Origin of the sequence: Paenibacillus lignilyticus (assembly GCF_017942085.1) — a bacterium.
In the GTDB taxonomy this organism is placed as follows: domain Bacteria; phylum Bacillota; class Bacilli; order Paenibacillales; family Paenibacillaceae; genus Paenibacillus_Z; species Paenibacillus_Z lignilyticus.
On sequence record NZ_JAGKSP010000001.1, the window covers coordinates 281,208 to 300,080 of the forward strand.

Here is an 18,873-nt window from a genome sequence, read left to right on the forward strand (position 1 = left end):
CAGTTAATCTTCCGATGCATCTGCCTTCTTATGGACGGATTGCAGCTGCAATAATTCTTCTTCCGTGAGCGGACGATAGGAGCCAAGCGGCAATTCCGGATCGAGCTGCAGCGGTCCCATGGCATTGCGGCGAAGATAGACAACCTTCTTCCCGACTGCTTCGAACATCCGCTTGACCTGATGAAATTTGCCTTCATGAATGGTCAGCGTGATCCGGCTATATACGCCGTCTTCCTTGGTTTCCTTCTCGCCGATGACAAGCTCTGCCGGCATGGTCTCATAACCATCATCCAGCGTTACGCCGACAGCGAACGCTTCTTGATCACGCGCATCCACGTCACCGTGTACGATCGCCTCATACAGCTTCGGAACATGCTTCTTCGGGGATAACAGATCATGTGCGAGCTTCCCATCGTTTGTCAGCAGCAGCAATCCCTCTGTATCCTTATCCAGCCTACCGACCGGAAACGGCTGCAGCACCCGATCCTCAGGATCCAATAAGTCGATTACAGTGCGGTCCCGCGTATCCTCCGTCGCGGAAACAACACCTTGCGGTTTATGCAGCATGACATAGATCGTTTCGCGGTAGATTACTTCCTCATCATCGAAGCGCACTGCCGCTGCCTCCGGATCCAGCTGCAAACCAAAATCTTTGACCACCGCGCCATCCACGGTCACTCTTCCCAGCTTCACGGCTCGTCTGATTTCACTGCGCGTACCAAATCCCATATTTGCCAGCAGCTTATCCAGCCGCATACGTTTCGCCATTCCCTTTACGCCTCCAACATCCTTCATCTTCAACCATTGTATAATAAAGCCGCTATCTTGACCAACACCTGCCCCATTACTCCCTATCCAAACAAAACAGCCCCCGTCTGCAAACTAGCGCAAACGGGGACTATCCTTTTTAACTGCTTGCGCTCGTATAAGCCCGCAATGCCCGCTTCCATAACAATCTAGCAGCCAATAGAAACAGCATAGCCAGCAGCAGCGCGCCAATTGCGTGCGAAGCGTCGAAGCGGCCGATCAACGCCTCAGCCGGAACCGTCGTCACGAGTCCGATAGGCAAGACATATAAGAGTGCGAGCCGCAGAGCTCCCTTATAGACGCTTACCGGATAACGCGAGGTCTCGAATAACGAACCGAACAAGAAAGCCAAATTATCGACCTTCACCGCCCAGAAGGACATCACCATCATGCCTGTCCATAACGCATAGATAATGACGAGCGAAGCAATAAACAGTAAACCGAACATCACTACACCGCCAAAGCTTGGCAGTCCCATTAACCGCCATACGGCAAAACCGGTCAACCCAAGTCCTAAACCAATATCGGCGAAACGCCACAGTACGATATGCCGGAAGCTGACGAAAAACTGGCTGTCCACCGGTTTCAGCAAGACGAAGTCGAGCGTCCCTTGCCGGATATGCGCGACCAGCCGCGACATATTCGGCTGCAGAAACAGCTCCACGAAGCCATAAAGGGCATTGAATACGCCAAGAAGGGCAAGCACTTCATCAAAGGACCAGCCCCCGAGCGAAGGAGAACGATAGAAAAACAATACGACCGTCAGTATCGACATCGCCAGCGAAAACAAGGTAGAGCCCAAGTTTGCCGCGAAGTTAGCCCGATACTCAAATTCTTCTGCCAGACACGCATGGAAGAATGTCCGAAACAATCGATAAGCCCGCCTCATGTCCGCATCATCCTCCCGACGCTCCGTATCGTTTAAGTCCTTGCCTCCACATGACACGGAATAAGAGCAGCAATGCGAGGAGCCACCCCAGCTGCTGTGCAAAACCAACTATGATTTGCTGCGGCTCTCCTTGCAATCGGCCTGTAAGCAAATCGACAGGGAACGCAACCGTTACATAGAACGGCAAATACTTGGCCGCATAGGTAACCCAATCCGGAAACATCGACAGCGGCGCGATTCTTCCCGATAGAAACAGATGAACGCCTTCATATAAGGCATAAATCGCAGTCGCCCGATTACTCCAGAACGCGAGCAGGCCGAACATGTATCCGATCATAAACCGTAATGCCGACGAAAGCGCAACAGCGAGCAGCACCAGTCCGAACATCCCAAGACCTACCGTCGTGCGCATTGAAGGAACGAATAAGGCAAGAACAAGCCAAGACGGAATCATCAGCGCGGCGAAAAATACTTTGTAGACGAGATTTCCGTTAATGCTCCAATGAATCGGATGAAAAGGCCGTAGCAGCTTACCGGAGAAGGTACCCTGCCGGATATCATTATCCAGCTCGTAGACATCCCACGAACGCGTAAGTCGATCTACAACCAGCACCGCGCAGAAATAGAGCACGTAATCCGACGCTCGATACCCGGCAATGGAACCGCTGCCGCTGAGTGATGTCCATACGGCCAAGCTGACAAGCGGCTGTACAAACGCACCGAACATCCAGATCAGACTTTCGCTGCGATAGGCCATCATGATCGCCCAATCCGCTTTGAATACGACCGCATACTTACGCCAGAATGCCCCTGCCGCAAGCATCATACCCCAATCTCCTTCGGCAGCCGAGCCTGCTCCTGCTGCGGTTCTTCTACATTCGCATAGGCCATTCCGATGACCGATTCCAATGAAGGATCTTCGATCGTCAAGTCAACGACCGGCAGCGAAGTGAGCAGCTTCGCCGATAAGCCGGTCACATCCTCGCGCGGTGCTTCCACTTCGAGCTGCGGATACACATAGGATACAAGTCTTCCGCCGCCGCTGCGTACCGCGGCCTCAACGATTTCAGCCGCAACCGGGTCACCCAATACCAGGGCAATCCGCTTATAAGGCGAGAAGCGATCGATGAGCTTGCTAATCGCACCGTCATAGAGGAGCTTGCCATGATTGATGACCAGCACCCGCTCGCATAACGCTGATACGTCCGCCATATAGTGGCTTGTCAGTAGAATCGTTGCTTTATAATCTCGGTTATAGGAGGAGATAAACCTGCGCATCGCTTCCTGCATGTTCACATCGAGTCCGATCGTCGGCTCGTCGAGAAACACCAGGTCTGGCCGGTGCAGCAGGGCGGCTACCAGCTCGCATTTCATTCTCTCCCCCAGTGACAGCTGCCGTACCGGCTTATCGATCACCGCCGAGAGATCGAGCATTTCTGTAAAATAATCAATCCGCTGGCGGTAATCGGGCGGTGCGATGTCGTACACTTCCTTATGGATCAGAAATGTCTCTGAAGCCGGAATGTCCCAGATCAGCTGGCTTTTCTGCCCCATCACGAGACTTACGCGTTTCTTGAACGCATTTTGCTGCTGAAACGGAATAAAGCCGCCTACTTTGATCTGTCCCGAAGTCGGATGCAGAAGACCTGTCAGCAGCTTCATTGTCGTTGTTTTACCCGCCCCGTTCGGCCCAAGAAATCCAACAATCTGTCCCTCCGGGATATGGAAATCGATACCGTCTACCGCACGCACTTCGCGATATTCGCGGTGCCACAAGCTTCGAAGGGAAGCGGCAAAGCCGGGCTTCCTGACATGAACACGGTACACCTTCGTTAACCCTTGCACATCAATCATCGGTTAATCCTCTCCATGAAGACGAATATCAAACGGAATTTCCGCAAGCGCTTTCGTGAGTTCGCGCAGCTGGGCATCGAGCACAACAAGGCGGAAAGGAGCAAAAGCAGGCGGCGCCTCCCCAGAGGACGCAGCCCCTCGCTCCTGCCACGCACGAAGCGGCGCCAAGCTTTCGGCGATGTCAGCCCGAAGCTGCTTTAAGTCCAGTCCCATCAGCTCGTCCGGATAATGGACAAGCTTGTTCTCCGCCTGCGTGAACAGCTTTACCGCGCCGGAGAAATTGTCATTGCGGAAGTGGTGCAGACCAACTGCCGCCTGCAGAAGCCCTTGATAGAGGACGTTGCGGCCCTCCTCGAGCCACAGTTCCTCCATCACTTCATGGCATTCGAAATAATCTTCGTCTACATTAAACAGCACGACAAAGTGAACGAACCTCTCATCATACGCATGATCCGTTCCCACTTAGCTCGTGCCGCCTTTCTTCGCCCGATTGATCGCTGTACGAACTTCATCGGACAGCATCCGGATGCCATAGGCGTCTTCCTGCTCCCATAGCTCGTTAAACCGCAGCTGGAACTGAACGGCTTCGCGGACGCGGTGGAAGAAATACAGCTCCTGAATATCGCTAAGTACGCTGGATACCATATTCGACTTCTCTTCAAATTCCCGCTGCGCGTTAAGAATTTCTTTGTGAATGCTGGACATTTCCGTATCCAGGACCGATGCCGCTTCAGCTGCTTTCTTCAGTCGATCGCGAACCTCATCCGGCAAGCTCTCTTTATATTTATAATTGAGCGAGTGTTCGATCGTCGCCCAGAAATTCATAGCCAGCGTACGAATTTGAATTTCAGCCAATACTTGCTTGAGCCCGATTGCCGTTTGAACCGGGTACTCAATAATCATATGGTAGCTGCGATAACCGCTGTCTTTGAAATTCGTAATATAGTCCTTCTCGTAGACAAGCTTCAAATCTTTGCGTAACCGAATAAATGACGCTACGCGATGAATATCATCGACGAATTGACACATGATGCGGATGCCCGCTATATCTTCTATGCCCGTATCGATATTCTCCATCGGCACCGACAACCGCTTCGCCTTCTCCAATATACTGGAGATCCGCTTAACCCGACCGGTTACGAACTCAATCGGCGAATAAGCTTCCCTGTTCTTGAGTTCCGTGCGAAGCGTCTTCAGCTTCACCTTTAATTCTTCTACCGCTTGCTCGTAAGGCTGCAAAAAAAGTCCCCAGTCTCTACCGTCCATCCGGCCGCCTCCTGTCTAAGACCGATGATCTGCTCCTACTGCTTCAATAATCGATTTAAATCCATCTCTGCGCAAGGCATCTTTCAGCCCGTCCGCAAGTTCGCGCAGCAATTCCGGCCCTCGATAGATGAGTGCCGTGTAGATTTCAACAAGACTTGCACCTGCGCGAATTTTATCGTATGCGTCTGCCGCGGTAAAGATGCCGCCTGATCCAATAATAGGCAGTTTGCCGCCTGTTTGTCGATATACCTCGCGAATGACCTCCGTTGATCGGTCCTTCAACGGCTTTCCGCTTAAGCCGCCCGTTTCCTTAGCATTCGCATGCTGCAGGCCATCTCGGCTAATTGTCGTATTAGTTGCAATAATACCGTTAACGCCGCTCGCTTTTATCGTATCTACAGTATAGCCGAGCTGCTCGTCCGTCATATCCGGTGCGATTTTGACCAGAACCGCCTTGCGGGTGCCGCCGTTCTTCTTCGCTTGAACAGCCATTTCTTCCATTACGGTCGACAATAGAAGTCTCAATTCATCACCATGCTGCAGCGCGCGTAAATCCGGGGTGTTCGGCGAACTGATGTTGACGACAAAGAAGTCGCCGTATGTATATAAGGCTTGCAAGCAAGCACGGTAATCCTCGTGAGCGAGTTCGTTCGGTGTTGTTTTGTTTTTACCTATGTTGACGGCTATCGGTATACGTCTGTTCGTATCCTGTGCCAGTCTTGCCGCCATCGCGGCTGCGCCTTCATTATTAAAGCCCATTCGGTTAATGAGCGCTTCATCGGAAGGTAACCGGAACAATCGCGGGAGATCATTGCCGATCTGCCCTTTAGGTGTAACCGTACCTACCTCTGCAAATCCGAAGCCGATATTGGCAAACATATCGACAGCTTTTGCATTCTTATCCAGTCCTGCCGCCAGTCCGATCGGATGGGCAAAATGGAGGCCAAACAGATCGACTTCAAGCTCCTTCGCTTCCGGTACACCGTACATCGCGCGCATCAGAGCCGGTATTCCCGGTACTCGGCTTGCGGAATGAAGGCCATCGATGACCATATGATGGGCTTTCTCGGGGTCCATTCGGAAGAAATAAGGCTTGGCCAATTTTGAATACAACAACGTAACTCACTCCGTTCTTCGTGTTAGCTCTACCGAACAGTTTAACGTGTTGGAAGGGAAAAAGAAAGAGCCTGCCGCGGCTTTCCTGCGTGCAAGCCCCCTATTTACATGCGGCAGAGTAGTTGTATCCAAGCAAGAAAACGATTACAATAAGGGTACAAACCCACTTATAGTAAAAGAAAGGTTGATCCACGTGAGCCAAGCCAAGAAGAGACCCCCAATTATGAAGAGCAAGCCCAAGGAACAAATCAATAAGAAGGCGCTCATTTGGATTGGATCAATTTTCAGTGTTGTCGTCATCGTGATGGCTGTGCTGCTAATTCTTGATAATAAATAGCATCGCATTAGGTTAACCAGCGATAAACAACAGCGGTGTTCGTCTCGTCCTGCACCGGCTTCAAGCGGAAACGCTCAGCAGCCGGAGTCGCAGCGCCGGGGAGGACATCGCTTTTTATTTCTACCTTTGTTCCGAGCGGCACCAGATCATATAGTTCCTCCAGGTCCTTCTTATTCATCCGCACGCACCCATGTGACTCATCCTTCCCAATGCTATCCGGTTCATCCGTACCGTGAATCGCATAAAGGGTATTGGAGAGCGTCATGCCGCGGCTCCCGAATTCGCTGTCATCCCGGCCATTCGGATTTTTCACCTTCTCGCTGATGAAGAACTGGCCAGACGGTGTTTTCTTACCGCCAAGACCAACGGTATAGCTGCGGACAACAACATCACCGGAGACCACGGCAAGCTGATGACTGTCTTTATCTACAATAATCGATAAAGGCGCTTCGGAGAGCTTCGACTCAGACGCATTCGCTGCGGTGGATGGTGAGGCAGAAGTGGAATTGGAGCTTTCACCGCCTGCTTTGCCCGCATTCGCATCAGCATCTCCACTTGGGGGCTTGCCGGATTTTCGTTGCTTCGCTGCCTGCAGCAACTCAGGGAACAGCTTCTTCATCTGCGGGGATGTTCCTGACAGGACATTATTCGGATACGAGCGTGTCAGATCATCCATGCCGGAGGGCCAAGACTTCGTTCGTTCGTGGTAGTGGACAATCGCACTTGACAGCGTCCAGCGCATTTCCTGCTCACGGCTCCACTCGCCATACGCTTTGAAGGCCGAAGATGCATTTCCCGGCTGACAATCGCAAGTTTGACCATCAAGAAGTCGGACCGCTGCCGCATCCGCTTTCCCATCCCGCTTCGCCTCAGCCAATATCCGAGTCTTCCCGGTCCATTTGCGCCATTTCCCGTCCTGCTGCAGCATAACGGCTAACCCTGTTTGCGACGTATTCCCTTCGCCTGTTAACAAAGCCCCCAGTGCATTTCCTAATGTTTTCTCCCTTGCCGGTTTAATGAAGGCCACTCTAAGACCATTCTTAGCGGCAGAAAGCGACTTCATTTGGACGGTTTCCTTGCCGCTATCTTGCTCTGCCTCATCCTTTGCCAAGCCGAAGGGTGCTGCCAATATAATCCCGAGAAAGACTACGGAAGCCACAGAGATGCGGGTCAAGAGCCGGCTAATCCTTCGCTTCTTGTTCCACTGCTCGAGGATAACGCTCGGATCCTGAGCCAGCTCATGCTGTTTGCGTTCATATGCTTCATACACGCTGCCGGACTGCAGAAAACAGTAATTGGCTTTTGCTTCCTTGCCTTCTTCCATATATTGTTTGCCAAGTAGATACCATGCCATTCGATTGGTAGGATGGTTCTGTACGTAGCGCTTCAAATAGGATTTATCATTCTGATCCTCAAACATGAAACTGAACCTCCGATTCTTCGCATTGTTGTAGCTACTATATCGGCAAAAAAAGCTGTACGGTTTGCACCGTACAGCTTTTTTGTGAAAATTTTAATGTTCGCCCTTAGAACTTCTTATCGCGCAGCAAGACTGCCCGGGTATCGGATAACCACTGGACATCAAGGCCAAGCTCCTCCGCGAAGAAACGGACCGGCAGGAACAATCTGCTGTCTGACGTGAACGTTGCTGAACGAAGCGTCAATGTTTCAGTCGCTCCGCTTGGAAGCTTCTTCACGATTTGAGCAGAACCGCTCTTCACCGTATAGCTGACACCGTTTTGCTCCAGAACGGCCGAGCCACCTGCATAATTCACTTTGAAACCAAGCTTCTCCGTCAGCACTCTAAGCGGCACGAACGTCGTTCCCGCCTTAATGGTCGGTGCTACATTGGCGTCCAGCACGTTCTGATGGTAGAGCAGATGGATGCGTCCATCCGCTTTCAATTGCTCCGGAACCGTATAGGGGATCACGACTCGAATCGTATTACTGCCTGCATCGGCAATTGCGAATGCGCCGTGTTCCATCAAAGCAACATCGGTCGGCCGATTTAGCGTCGCACTTCCCGCAACTCCGCTGGTTCTGCCTTCTTCTCCGGGTGTACCCGCAATTGTGGATACCATCCCTTTATACAAATAGCGGATAACATGATTAAGCGAATCCGCAATCAGAACGCCGCCTTCCGGCGTAACGACCAAACCACGCGGTGTTTGGAACTTCGCACTGGCTGCATGTCCATCCGCATATCCCCCTGCGCTGTAAGGATCATTGGTTTCGTAGCTGACTGCGGTTCCGGTTACCCCGCCTGCAACGGTTGTAACCGTCTGTGTTTTGAAATCAATATAACGAATGCGATTATTCCCTGTATCGCTTACGTATAAATTGCCTTTCGCATCTAAAGCTAGGCCGCTCGGTTCATTGAACTTCGCTTGACTGAGCGGGCCGTCCGCATAATCGCCGACTCCTTCAACGACACCGGGGAAATACTCGACTATACGTGTAGAAGCCGCGTTCAACGTCGTCACTTTACCTGCTTTGATTTGACGAATGACATGATTTAACGTATCCGCTACATAAATGACCCCATCACCCGAAACGGCTACATCCAGCGGATGATAGAAGCGAGCTGCTTCGCCACTGCCATCAGCCGAACCCATTACCCCATTACCCGCAATCGTGATTACTTTACCTTCATTCGTAATTTTGCGGATGGCATTGTTCTCGGCATCCGCGACATATACGGCACCGCTCGCATCTTCAGCCAAACCGGACGGACGATTGAATGCCGCTTCCGCAGCGGAACCATCAAGCAAGCTTCCCATCGGTGAGTTAAGCTCATCGTCTCCAATGTAAATCCCGGCTGCCGTTGCTGTCTGCGAAGGTGTTACAACGCGCAAATTCTGATTACGGGAATCTGCCACCAGGAAGGCATCCGCGCCGGAATCATACAGCAGCGAGGTAGGTTCGCGAAATGCTGCGGCAGCGGGTTTGCCGTTTGTTAATTCAGAAGCGCCGGTACCTGCTGCCGTATAGACCTCGTAAAGCGGTTTGTTTCTGAGCACGGAATCGGCCGCAGCAGCGGCGGATGTGGATGAAGCAGCATGCGCGCTGCCGCTGAACGAACCAAGCAGTACAGCCGCTGCAAGTGTCAGCGCGGCTGTTTTCTGTTTATTGATCATGAGATGCTTTTCCCCTTACGTCAATTTTTGGCGGGTTTAACTTGGAGCGTCAACTCCGGCCCTTTAACCGTTGCCACCGGAACACCGGCAGCATCTACGGCAGTAATGGACTTGATGCGGAAATGAACCGGTGCTGCCATTGTATCCGGACCGATCTCTTCATTAACAGGCAGTATCGCTCTGACCAAGAACGGCAGCTTCACGACCGATGCAGCATTCCTGATTTCAACAGAATCCCCTGCGAATTTCGCAACCGTATAAACTAACGTATTGCTCGTTTCGCCTTCCACGATCCGGTAGTCGTCTACACTGTTGGCGCCGGTTACATGCTGTCCATCAGGCTCCACTACGAAGCCTCCTCCGCCTGAACGGTAATTCAGCGAAGTGGATACACCGTCAAAGCTGCTCGTATCGAAAGTGGCTGTCCATGCATCGTACTCGATCTCGATTTGATAACCTTTGATTTTACGTGAATCGCTAAAACCGCTGAACTCGACTTCAAGATCGACTGCTCCGGTAGGACCTGACATAATGAGCGGCGAGGTAGCGTAGCCGGCTTGGCTGAATTTCAAGCTCGCAAACGCATTCGGTGTTGTAGTCCCTACATTACCGCCGCCCGTGCTATCTTCCTTGATCGGCGGTTTCTCGATTTCTTCACGTTTTTCATTAAACTTATCCTGTTCGGCTTTCGTCAATTTCTCGAAGTAGAGCAGCTCCAGCTTCTTCGTGAACTCTTCCAAAGCCTTCCTATTCTCTTCTGCGATCCTGGCCTGATTTTCTTGTGCCTTCTTTACGGCCTCTGCCAGTTTATCCTTCTGCTCTTGAAGCTGTTTCTCTTTGGCTTCGCCCAGCTTCTTCTGCTTCTCCTTAAGCTCTTCGGCTGCTTTCTGCTTCAGCTTATCCGCTTCGGAGAGCTTCAGTTCGGCAGCCGTGTCGAGATCCAGCAGCTTCTCTTTGGCGTCCTTATTGATTTGATCGATTTGGGATTTATCAATCTTGTGCTGTTCCAACGCTTCGCGAGCTATGAGCGACAGGAGGTTCGTCAGATTATTGGCCGCAGCCTCCAGATCCTCTTCCGAATTAATCGTCCCGCCGAAGTTATCCTTGCTCGCGGCTTCACCCAGACTGTCTTTGGCTTTCTCCAGCATTTCATCTTGCTCCTTGCGAATGTTAGCTGCGTCCGCCAAGATAGCTTTGATGATGTCCGGAGATGCTCCATTAATGAAGTTGGTGATATCCATAATCGAAACGGAAGTCATCAGCCCTTGTCCGTCTTCATTGTTGGCTTCATCAAGCTGCTCCGCCGGGTACAACGTAACCGTGTTATCCTTCGCCGGTGTTCCATCGGTCTCAAGACGAATACCGCCGGTAATAGCCTCAATAACACCTGCTGCCAAGAAAACGCTCGTCAGCCCCGTTCTCGGATTGACGCCGACATAGAACTGCGTGCCGCGAACACCCATGATGGAGGTTGGCGTTTCCACTTCGAATTGATCATTCGCATTCGATACGGATTTCACTTTCACCCACAGCGAACCCGCCCACACACTCATCTTGGTTTTGGTACCGCCGGATTCCTTTAGTTTCGTGAATGTAACTTGTGAGCTGGGACCAATCGTAACGCTGTCCTTGTCCGCATCATCGCTCGCCAGCTGGAGTACCACGCTTCCGTCTTTACTCGTGGCAATTTGGTCGCCTTCATTTAAGCTCATGTTTTTAAATGCCGCGAATGGCTTGGCTCCGCCTGATTTAAGGACCGTAACGGAACCTTTCATCGAATCGACAATGGCAACGCGCATCACTTGAGCCGAAGCTTTGCCTGCACCAGCAAAAAAAGATGCCGGCCCGATTGCGAGCAGCAAGCATAGCATCGTGAGCAGCCTGCGGTTGTTTGTGCTGATCATGTTCCTACTCTCCCTCTCAGCTGATCATTCATGATCGCTTCCTTATTCGTTGTTTCCGTTTGCGTATGTTCCTCAGCCTCGCCTAACACTTCCGTAACCAGGACAGGCCGCTCTTTCCCTTTCACTTTCACTTCGCCGATGGATTGCGTAATGAACTTCCCCTTCACCCGGGCGAGTGTTTCTTCACTGATCAAAATTTGCCCCGGCTTCGCATTAGACTCCAACCGAGCCGCCAAATTGACGGTGTCGCCTATCGCCGTATAATCAAGCCGAAGCATCTGAGAGCCGATGTTGCCGACGACGGCAGGGCCGCTGTTAACGCCGACGCCGAAACGAACGGGAACGCCGATCTCTCGCAGACATCGTTCCTCGAGCTCCGCTGATTGGCGTTTCATCTCCAGTGCCGCACGTACGGCGAGCTCAGGATGGTTCGGTTGCGTGATCGGTGCTCCGAAGATTGCCATGACGCCATCGCCGATGAACTTATCGAGCGTGCCGTTCCAATTGAACACAGCCTTCGTACAAATATCCAAGTATTCATTAAGCACTTGAATGACCTGCTCCGGCTCCAGCTTCTCTGACATCGGAGTAAACCCGCGAATGTCGACGAATATAACGCTGATGTCACGGCGTTGACCGCCTACCGTCACTTCCTCGCCGGAAGCAAGCATTTCATCCACGACCGTTCGCGGTACGAATCGGCCGAAAATATTCGTAACCCGGCTGCGCTCGCGTCGTTCCGCAAGATAATGACTGACGACGGACCAAATGAAGACCGTTGTTAAGGCCAAGAACGGATATGTAAAGGTAATAAATAATGATTTAAGCTGATAGAGCTCGATCCACACCAATATAAATACGGCTGCGAGCACTCCATATACAGCAAACGCCTTATTACCGGTAAACCGTTCAAACAGAATCGTAGAAAGGAATGTCAGCAATATAATCAAAGCGTAGTTCACCACAGGACTTGCTTTCGTCGAGAATTTTCCGGCAACCAGCGATTGAATCATGTTCGCATGAATCTCGACTCCGTACATCTTCAGCGTCGTGCTGAGCGGAGTTAAATACTCGTCCTGCAGGCCGGGTGCGAAAGGTCCGATCAGAACAACATCGCCTTGATAGTAATCTGCGGGGATGTTTCCCGACAGCACGTCGAAGAAGGATTGCGAATCATACCCCGTTGCAAGGCTCATCTCTTCGCGAGGCTCCGTGTAGAACTCCGTGGCAATCTGATTGCGGCTGTCAGCCGGAATCCATTGCTCTCCTCGATACCAGCCCTTCTTCTCCTCACTCCATACGATCTGATGCTCTTGATCCAGCAAATAGTTGGCCAGCTTCACGCTGAAAGCCGGCATTACTTGGCCTTTATCATCTTTCAATCCGATCGTCAGCTTACGGACTGTACCGTCTTTATCCTGCAGTACATTGATATGTCCTAATTGCTCCGGACCTGCTCCAATCGTCTCGGCAGGATAGGAAATCGATTCCGTCTCCAGTTCGCCGGCTTCATCTTGTCTGGCCTTGAAGTTAAAGACGACAGGTAAGATGACATTGGGGTACTTCTTCATCGTTTCCGCCATCAGCTTGTCGCTCTCCGGATCATTCCCCGGCTCTGCCAGCACAACGTCCAGCGCGATCGCTTTGGCGCCTGCGTCCGCCAGCATCGAGATAAGCTGTGCATAGAGTCCGCGATCCCAGGGGAATTGACCTAAATTGTCGAGCGAGGCTTGGTCGATCTTAATGAGTTTAATGTTCACATTAGGTGCACGATCCGCGTCTGCCTTCTGCATGATCTTATCCTGTAAAACGGACTCTACCAGTCCCAGTGTGCCGCCTGTTCCCAAACTGCTTAGAAACGACCAGAACAAACAGATCAACAGCCCTAGGGCTGTTGTAATCAACCACTTTCGCCTAAGCATATTTTCCCCCTAGTTCCTCAAAAATCAGTAAATTTTTCCTAGTAATCTTCCTTCTATTCTAGTTCACTTTCAGAAGAGAAGGCAATATAAACATGTCGAAACAACGAGAAAAATCCCATCCCTTGTCGAAACAAGAAATGGGATTATTCTTCAATCCTATTTAGCTGAATTAGTTATTAAAAGGAGCGTCTGCGATTTTGATGGAATCCGTCGGGCAGCCGTCTGCCGCGTCTTGCAAATCATCATATAGATCCGATGGGATTTCTGTATTGCCGTGGTTACCGTCACTGCCGAAAATAACCTCTGCTAGACCTTCATCGTCGTAGTCATAAATGTCCGGTGCCGTTGCTCCGCATGCTCCGCAAGCAATGCACGTATCTTTTTCAACCCAAGTAAACTTCGACATCGTATTCCCTCCTATTAATTGTAAGCCAAGAAACTTACGATTGTGTGGTTTTTTAGCGAACAACCCTCACTCATCACTATATAACATATGCTCGTCTGTTTGCAAGGATGTCCCCCTAATTCGTTTGTTGCGAATTAACGCCGACGGGTCGTCTCCGAGCATGCCCGCTGTAAGCACCGCATCCTCGCCAAACTTATCGCGAAGCATATCCATAGCCTTCGTTAAAGCGGCTTTCTTAGGCTGTTCTTTATATTCGAACAAGTCTAGCTGCACCGCCGTTTCATCCTGCAATGATAGATTCTGCAGCGTAATTCCCAGCAGTCTGACGGGCTCGCCAAGCGGCCAGTGTTTATAGAATAGTTTACAAGCTTCCTTATGAATATCTGCTGCGGAATCGGTCGGTACGGGAAGTGTAATAGATCTGCTTACCGTTGTCATATCCGGTTTGCGGATGACGATCTGAACGGTGGATGCCATCATTTTCTGATGACGCATTCTGCGTCCGGTTTGATCAGCCAAGTTCAGCAGTATTCGATGCACTTCCGTGCGGTCTTTCACATCGTTAGGCAATGTCGTCGTATGTCCGACGGATTTGTTCCGTTCTCTGGCCGCATTGACCGGTGAATGATCATTTCCGTAGGATGCCGACTTCATCCAAGATCCGAGTACGCCAAAATGTTTCGTCAGCATGGCTTCATCGGCTTCTGCCAATTGCCCGATTGTTCGTATATTCAGTTTCGTGAGTTTGTCGGCCGTCTTCCGTCCGATACCGAACAGCGAGTCACAGGGTTTATCCCACAGCAGCTTCGGAACATCTCGAATTCGGAGCACGGTGAACCCGTTCGGCTTCTGCATATCGGAGGCCATCTTGGCCAGCAGCTTATTCGGCGCTACGCCTATCGAGCATGGAAGGTTCCATTCGGTCCGAATTCGATCCTGAATGGCGTGCGCAATCTCCAGCGGTTCACCAAATGCGGATGAGCCCGTTATATCCATATAGCATTCATCGATAGACATCGCTTCAACTAATGGTGTGTACTGCCGGGCAATCGACATAAACCCACGCGAATAGGTCCGGTACAGATCAAAGTCAGGGCGAATGAGTATCAAATCCGGGCAGCGCCGCATCCCTTCGCGGACCGTCATCCCCGTCCTAACCCCTTGCTTGCGGGCCGCATAGGAAGAAGTGACGATAATGCCTTTGCGCAGCTCCACGCTGCCGGCGACCGCTGTTGGCTTTCCTTTATAGAGATGCGGTTCTTCCGCTTCATGCACGGAGCAATAGAATGCATTCATGTCCAGGTGTAAAATAATGCGGTTCTTGGCAGCTGGTTTCTGATGATCCGTGGGCATGACCGACTTCCTCCTATTCCGCAAAAAATGCTTCTAATCTCAGCATACAATTGCCGATAGAGGCAGTCAACTTGCGGCATTACGGCGCGTTAACCTAACATTTACGCACCGCACAAGTAATGCTATAATAAAAAATTATGACTATGCATAGGATTAGTAGTGAAGGGGGCTTCTGCAAATGATGGCAAACACAATCTCCATTTTCGACACTACGCTGAGAGACGGCACGCAAGGCGAAGGAATCAGCCTCTCCGCAGACGACAAAATAAAAATTGCCCAGAAGCTTGATTTACTTGGCGTTCATTATATTGAAGGCGGAAATCCAGGCAGCAACAGCAAGGATATCGAGTTCTTTCAACGTGTCAAGCATTTGAAGCTGGGAGCCAAGATCACCGCATTCGGCAGCACAAGACGCAAAAATTCACTGGCAGAGCAAGATAGCAGCCTGCTGCGAATCGTCGAGTCCGGTGTACCTGCTGCGACGCTGGTCGGCAAGTCATGGGATTTCCATGTACATACCGCTCTGCAGACGACGCTTGAAGAGAATTTGGCAATGATCTACGATTCCTTTGCCTTCCTTAAACGCAATGACGTTGAAGCGATCTTCGATGCGGAGCATTTCTTTGATGGGTACAAGCATAACCCTGAATATGCACTCTCTGTCCTGCGCAAAGCGCAAGACGCAGGTGCGGACTGGATCGTGCTTTGCGACACGAATGGCGGCACATTGCCGTCCGAAGTACATGATATCGTCACACGCATCCGAATGGAGCTCAACGCGCCAATTGGTATTCATACGCACAATGACTGCGAGCTTGCCGTAGCCAACACTTTAGCTGCCGTACAAGCCGGCGCTCGTCAAGTGCAAGGAACGATCAACGGTTACGGCGAACGCTGCGGCAACGCCAATCTGTGCTCGATCATTCCGAATCTTCAAATCAAAATGAACTATCGCTGCGTGAGTGATGATCAGCTTCAATCCCTTACGAACACAGCCCGCTACATCAGCGAGATCGCGAATGTCCATATGCCTGTTGCGCAGCCGTATGTCGGCAACGCAGCTTTCGCGCATAAAGGCGGCATCCACGTTTCCGCCATTATGAAAGACTCCAAGACGTACGAGCATATCCGTCCCGAGCTGGTCGGCAATAAGCAGCGCGTACTCGTCTCTGAGCTTGCCGGTCAAAGCAATATCATTTCCAAAGCGCAAGAGCTCGGACTTGACATTAACGCGAATAACGACAAGACCAAAGAAATTATGGAACGGATCAAAGACCTGGAGCATCAAGGCTACCAATTCGAGGGTGCTGATGCATCGCTCGAGCTGCTGCTGCGCGATGCCTTCGGCGAAATGAAAGAAATTTTCAAGCTGGAATCGCTCAAAATGATCGTTGAGAAAACAAACGGCAACCACATGAACGCCGAAGCGATCGTTAAAGTAAATGTCGAAGGCCAAACCGTATATATGGCGGCTGAAGGCAACGGTCCGGTTAATGCATTGAATAACGCCCTTCGCAAATCGCTGGAGCAGTTCTATCCAAGCATCAATGACTTCCACCTCTCCGACTATAAAGTCCGGGTCATCGACGAGAAGGACGCAACGGCGGCTAAAGTACGCGTGTTAATGGAATCCACAGACTTCAAGAACACTTGGAACACGGTCGGCGTCTCGAACAACGTGATTGAAGCGAGCTGGGAAGCGCTGGTCGACAGCATCCGTTATGCGCTGCTCAATATGTCTAGGATAGATAATGCTATGGATGAGCCTCGCGAACAGTTCGGATTGGTTAATCACTAAACGGCAAGAACGCCGTATCCGCCTTTATTGGCTGATACGGCGTTCTTTATTTTACGCTGGAATGGTGGTTATGTGCCTGTATGCTGCTCTTCTTGAACGTCAATCCACTTGTCGATGATCGCTTCCCATTTGCTCTTAGAGATGACCCCGCCTATCCGCTCTCTTACAATCCCATTGCTGTCAATCAAGAGCGTGGTTGGGAACGTGTTCACTTTGTACAAGTCAGTCGCTTTGCCGTCCCGATCCATCAGGATAGGGAATTTCAGCTTTTGCTCCGTGACAAATTCTCTTGCCTGACGCTCTTTATCCAGGCTTGTTGCATTGATGCCGTAAAGCTCCAGCTTATCGCCATACTTCTCCGAAAGTGCCTGCATATCCGGCGCCTCCATCTCACAAGGCCAGCACCATGAAGCCCAGAAATTCACCATCAGCAGCTTCTCGCGTTTACCGCCGATCGCGGTTACTTGGTCCGTTAAGTTCGGAAGCTCCAGAGTGGGAGCCGTATAACCCGGTTTGGGCAGCATATCGCCTGAAGCGGCAAGCGCTTCGTTATGTTTTCCTTTATTTTGGTAGACTGCGGCACCGGCCAACACCAGCACGATGACGATCAGTACAATCGAACGTTTCATCCTTGCGCCTTCTTTCTTATATGCAATATCTGTTTCGGACAACCTCCCTACATGTTACCACGCTTGGGAATGGATGCTCAAGTTCGTGGGAACATTACCGTCGAGATGACACAATTTCGCCATGGGAGCTGTTCTAATGAAGCAAGCAACAAAATCCGGTTGGGCCCAAGGGAAACCGGGAAAGCTGCGCACAAGCGGATCGAGCAGCGGCAGCAAGAACAAGAATAATCAAAGCGAACAAGGTAAAGGCAAATGGCTTCAATACTGCGCGCTCGCTACTGTACCGCTCGTGCTTGTTTTAGGTAACTCCATGCTCGTCCCGATTTTGCCGGATATGGAGAAGGAGCTTGGCATTTCAGGATTCCAAGCCAGTCTGGTCATTACGTTGTTTTCAGTTGCAGCCGGTCTTATCATCCCAATCTCTGGATACTTATCCGATCGCTTCACGCGTAAAGCCGTTATTTTGCCCTCTCTTGCACTCTATGGGATAGCCGGTATAGTAGCGGGCATCGGAGCGGTTACGCATGCCTATTGGCTTCTCATTACGGCACGCGCGCTTCAAGGAATCGGCGCTGCCGGCACTTCCCCGATTGCGATGGCTCTTGTAGGAGACATGTACAAGGACGGCAGTGAAAGCGAAGCTTTAGGCCTCATAGAAGCTTCCAACGGCGCAGGCAAGGTAATAAGTCCGATTATCGGCTCTCTACTCGCCTTGATGGCTTGGTACGCCCCATTGTTTGCTTTTCCATTATTCTGTGCAGGGTCATTCTTCGCCATGATGTTCTTGATTAAAGAACCGCCCAATGAAAAAAAAGAGAAAACACCGGTTAAGCAGTATATTGGGGGTATCGCGAAAGTCTTCAAGGAGAAGGGGCGCTGGCTCATTTCTGCATTCGTATCCGGTTCCCTCGGGCTTTTTATTCTGTTCGGTGTCCTCTTCCGGCTATCTGACGTATTGGAAGAAGCTCCCTATAATATTGACGGTGTAGCTAAGGGCGGCGTTCTGGCGATCCCGCTCCTCTTCTTGGTTATTACCGCATACGTGACCGGCCGCAAAATCAAAAACAACGGCACGCTCATGCGGCATCTAATGATCATCGGATTAGCTGTTATGGGCTCGGCATTGGCAGCCGCGGCTTTCATCCACAACAGTGTATATGCGTTAATCGGCTTCGCGGCGCTCAGCAGCGCCGGCACCGGCCTCTTGCTTCCCTGTCTGAATACGCTCATCACCGGCTCTGTGGATCGCGAGCATCGAGGCATGGTCACTTCCCTCTACAGCAGCTTACGATTCTTCGGAGTAGCCTTCGGACCCCCTTTATTCGGCTGGATGGCCAAACGTTCCGATACGCTGCTGTACAGTGTTGTAGCCGCGCTTTCATTCGGCGCTTTACTCATCATTATTTTCATGGTCCATCCGCCTAAGACAGCCGGAGATGCTTAATGCCAGTTACT

16 protein-coding genes are annotated in these 18,873 nt (G+C 51.1%); 2 read left to right on the top strand and 14 right to left on the bottom strand.

All coding sequences use genetic code 11. The features are described from left to right. Nucleotides 1-3: 3 nt before the first annotated feature. From I8J30_RS01250 to I8J30_RS01310, 13 genes are all read right to left on the bottom strand, one after another. A complete protein-coding gene (locus I8J30_RS01250) occupies nucleotides 4-768 on the bottom strand; it encodes a pseudouridine synthase (RefSeq protein ID WP_210654707.1) in 765 nt (254 codons plus the stop codon). Nucleotides 769-907: 139 nt separating this feature from the next. Then, a complete protein-coding gene (locus I8J30_RS01255; RefSeq protein WP_210654709.1) occupies nucleotides 908-1,696 on the bottom strand; it encodes an ABC transporter permease in 789 nt (262 codons plus the stop codon). Nucleotides 1,697-1,703: 7 nt separating this feature from the next. Continuing rightward, the gene (locus I8J30_RS01260; RefSeq protein WP_210654711.1) at nucleotides 1,704-2,522 is read right to left on the bottom strand and encodes an ABC transporter permease; all 819 of its coding nucleotides are present in this window, start codon (nucleotides 2,520-2,522) and stop codon (nucleotides 1,704-1,706) included. Next, nucleotides 2,519-3,550 (bottom strand): ABC transporter ATP-binding protein, encoded by a 1,032-nt coding sequence (locus I8J30_RS01265; protein ID WP_210654713.1) that lies wholly within the window; start codon nucleotides 3,548-3,550, stop codon nucleotides 2,519-2,521. The genes I8J30_RS01260 and I8J30_RS01265 overlap by 4 nt, the downstream gene beginning before the upstream one ends. Before the next feature lie 3 nt (nucleotides 3,551-3,553). After that, nucleotides 3,554-4,012 (bottom strand): DUF309 domain-containing protein, encoded by a 459-nt coding sequence (locus I8J30_RS01270; RefSeq protein WP_210654714.1) that lies wholly within the window; start codon nucleotides 4,010-4,012, stop codon nucleotides 3,554-3,556. Next, entirely contained in the window at nucleotides 4,013-4,816 is an 804-nt protein-coding gene (yjbM, locus tag I8J30_RS01275; RefSeq protein ID WP_210654716.1) for a GTP diphosphokinase, read from the bottom strand. Nucleotides 4,817-4,831: 15 nt separating this feature from the next. Further along, nucleotides 4,832-5,932: a quinone-dependent dihydroorotate dehydrogenase gene (locus tag I8J30_RS01280; protein ID WP_091215025.1), complete on the bottom strand. Its 1,101-nt coding sequence runs from the start codon at nucleotides 5,930-5,932 to the stop codon at nucleotides 4,832-4,834. Nucleotides 5,933-6,276: 344 nt separating this feature from the next. Beyond that, nucleotides 6,277-7,689 carry a L,D-transpeptidase gene (locus I8J30_RS01285; RefSeq protein ID WP_210654718.1) on the bottom strand — a complete coding sequence of 471 codons (1,413 nt, stop codon included), beginning with the start codon at nucleotides 7,687-7,689 and terminating at the stop codon, nucleotides 6,277-6,279. Between the two features lie 106 nt (nucleotides 7,690-7,795). Further along, nucleotides 7,796-9,406 (bottom strand): NHL domain-containing protein, encoded by a 1,611-nt coding sequence (locus I8J30_RS01290; protein WP_210654720.1) that lies wholly within the window; start codon nucleotides 9,404-9,406, stop codon nucleotides 7,796-7,798. A gap of 20 nt (nucleotides 9,407-9,426) precedes the next feature. Continuing rightward, the gene (locus tag I8J30_RS01295) at nucleotides 9,427-11,310 is read right to left on the bottom strand and encodes a FecR family protein (RefSeq protein ID WP_210654722.1); all 1,884 of its coding nucleotides are present in this window, start codon (nucleotides 11,308-11,310) and stop codon (nucleotides 9,427-9,429) included. Continuing rightward, nucleotides 11,307-13,232, bottom strand: a complete 1,926-nt coding sequence (locus I8J30_RS01300; RefSeq protein ID WP_210654724.1) for a CHASE2 domain-containing protein — start codon at nucleotides 13,230-13,232, stop codon at nucleotides 11,307-11,309. Before I8J30_RS01300 ends, I8J30_RS01295 begins: the two co-directional genes overlap by 4 nt. A 169-nt stretch (nucleotides 13,233-13,401) precedes the next feature. Then, nucleotides 13,402-13,638 (bottom strand): ferredoxin, encoded by a 237-nt coding sequence (locus I8J30_RS01305; protein WP_091214960.1) that lies wholly within the window; start codon nucleotides 13,636-13,638, stop codon nucleotides 13,402-13,404. A 66-nt stretch (nucleotides 13,639-13,704) separates the two neighbouring features. Continuing rightward, nucleotides 13,705-14,991, bottom strand: coding sequence for a DNA polymerase IV (locus tag I8J30_RS01310; protein WP_210654726.1), 1,287 nt, complete (start codon nucleotides 14,989-14,991; stop codon nucleotides 13,705-13,707). A gap of 181 nt (nucleotides 14,992-15,172) precedes the next feature. Here I8J30_RS01310 and cimA point away from each other — a divergent pair, with 181 nt between their 5' ends. After that, nucleotides 15,173-16,789: a citramalate synthase gene (gene cimA, locus I8J30_RS01315; RefSeq protein ID WP_210655998.1), complete on the top strand. Its 1,617-nt coding sequence runs from the start codon at nucleotides 15,173-15,175 to the stop codon at nucleotides 16,787-16,789. Nucleotides 16,790-16,857: 68 nt separating this feature from the next. On the opposite strand, the gene I8J30_RS01320 is transcribed toward cimA, so the two are convergent. Continuing rightward, nucleotides 16,858-17,418, bottom strand: a complete 561-nt coding sequence (locus I8J30_RS01320) for a TlpA family protein disulfide reductase (RefSeq protein WP_210654728.1) — start codon at nucleotides 17,416-17,418, stop codon at nucleotides 16,858-16,860. Between the two features lie 136 nt (nucleotides 17,419-17,554). Between I8J30_RS01320 and I8J30_RS01325 the strand changes: the two genes are divergently transcribed. Beyond that, entirely contained in the window at nucleotides 17,555-18,862 is a 1,308-nt protein-coding gene (locus tag I8J30_RS01325; protein WP_210654730.1) for an MFS transporter, read from the top strand. The last annotated feature ends 11 nt before the right edge of the window (nucleotides 18,863-18,873 follow it).

Coding starts and splice junctions, on each gene's coding strand:
- I8J30_RS01250 (WP_210654707.1), bottom strand. CDS start 768: ATGGCGAAACGTATGCGGCTGGATAAGCTGCTGGCAAATATGGGATTT.
- I8J30_RS01255 (WP_210654709.1), bottom strand. CDS start 1,696: ATGAGGCGGGCTTATCGATTGTTTCGGACATTCTTCCATGCGTGTCTG.
- I8J30_RS01260 (WP_210654711.1), bottom strand. CDS start 2,522: ATGATGCTTGCGGCAGGGGCATTCTGGCGTAAGTATGCGGTCGTATTC.
- I8J30_RS01265 (WP_210654713.1), bottom strand. CDS start 3,550: ATGATTGATGTGCAAGGGTTAACGAAGGTGTACCGTGTTCATGTCAGG.
- yjbM (WP_210654716.1), bottom strand. CDS start 4,816: ATGGACGGTAGAGACTGGGGACTTTTTTTGCAGCCTTACGAGCAAGCG.
- I8J30_RS01285 (WP_210654718.1), bottom strand. CDS start 7,689: ATGTTTGAGGATCAGAATGATAAATCCTATTTGAAGCGCTACGTACAG.
- I8J30_RS01290 (WP_210654720.1), bottom strand. CDS start 9,406: ATGATCAATAAACAGAAAACAGCCGCGCTGACACTTGCAGCGGCTGTA.
- I8J30_RS01295 (WP_210654722.1), bottom strand. CDS start 11,310: ATGATCAGCACAAACAACCGCAGGCTGCTCACGATGCTATGCTTGCTG.
- I8J30_RS01300 (WP_210654724.1), bottom strand. CDS start 13,232: ATGCTTAGGCGAAAGTGGTTGATTACAACAGCCCTAGGGCTGTTGATC.
- I8J30_RS01305 (WP_091214960.1), bottom strand. CDS start 13,638: ATGTCGAAGTTTACTTGGGTTGAAAAAGATACGTGCATTGCTTGCGGA.
- I8J30_RS01310 (WP_210654726.1), bottom strand. CDS start 14,991: ATGCCCACGGATCATCAGAAACCAGCTGCCAAGAACCGCATTATTTTA.
- cimA (WP_210655998.1), top strand. CDS start 15,173: ATGGCAAACACAATCTCCATTTTCGACACTACGCTGAGAGACGGCACG.
- I8J30_RS01320 (WP_210654728.1), bottom strand. CDS start 17,418: ATGAAACGTTCGATTGTACTGATCGTCATCGTGCTGGTGTTGGCCGGT.
- I8J30_RS01325 (WP_210654730.1), top strand. CDS start 17,555: ATGAAGCAAGCAACAAAATCCGGTTGGGCCCAAGGGAAACCGGGAAAG.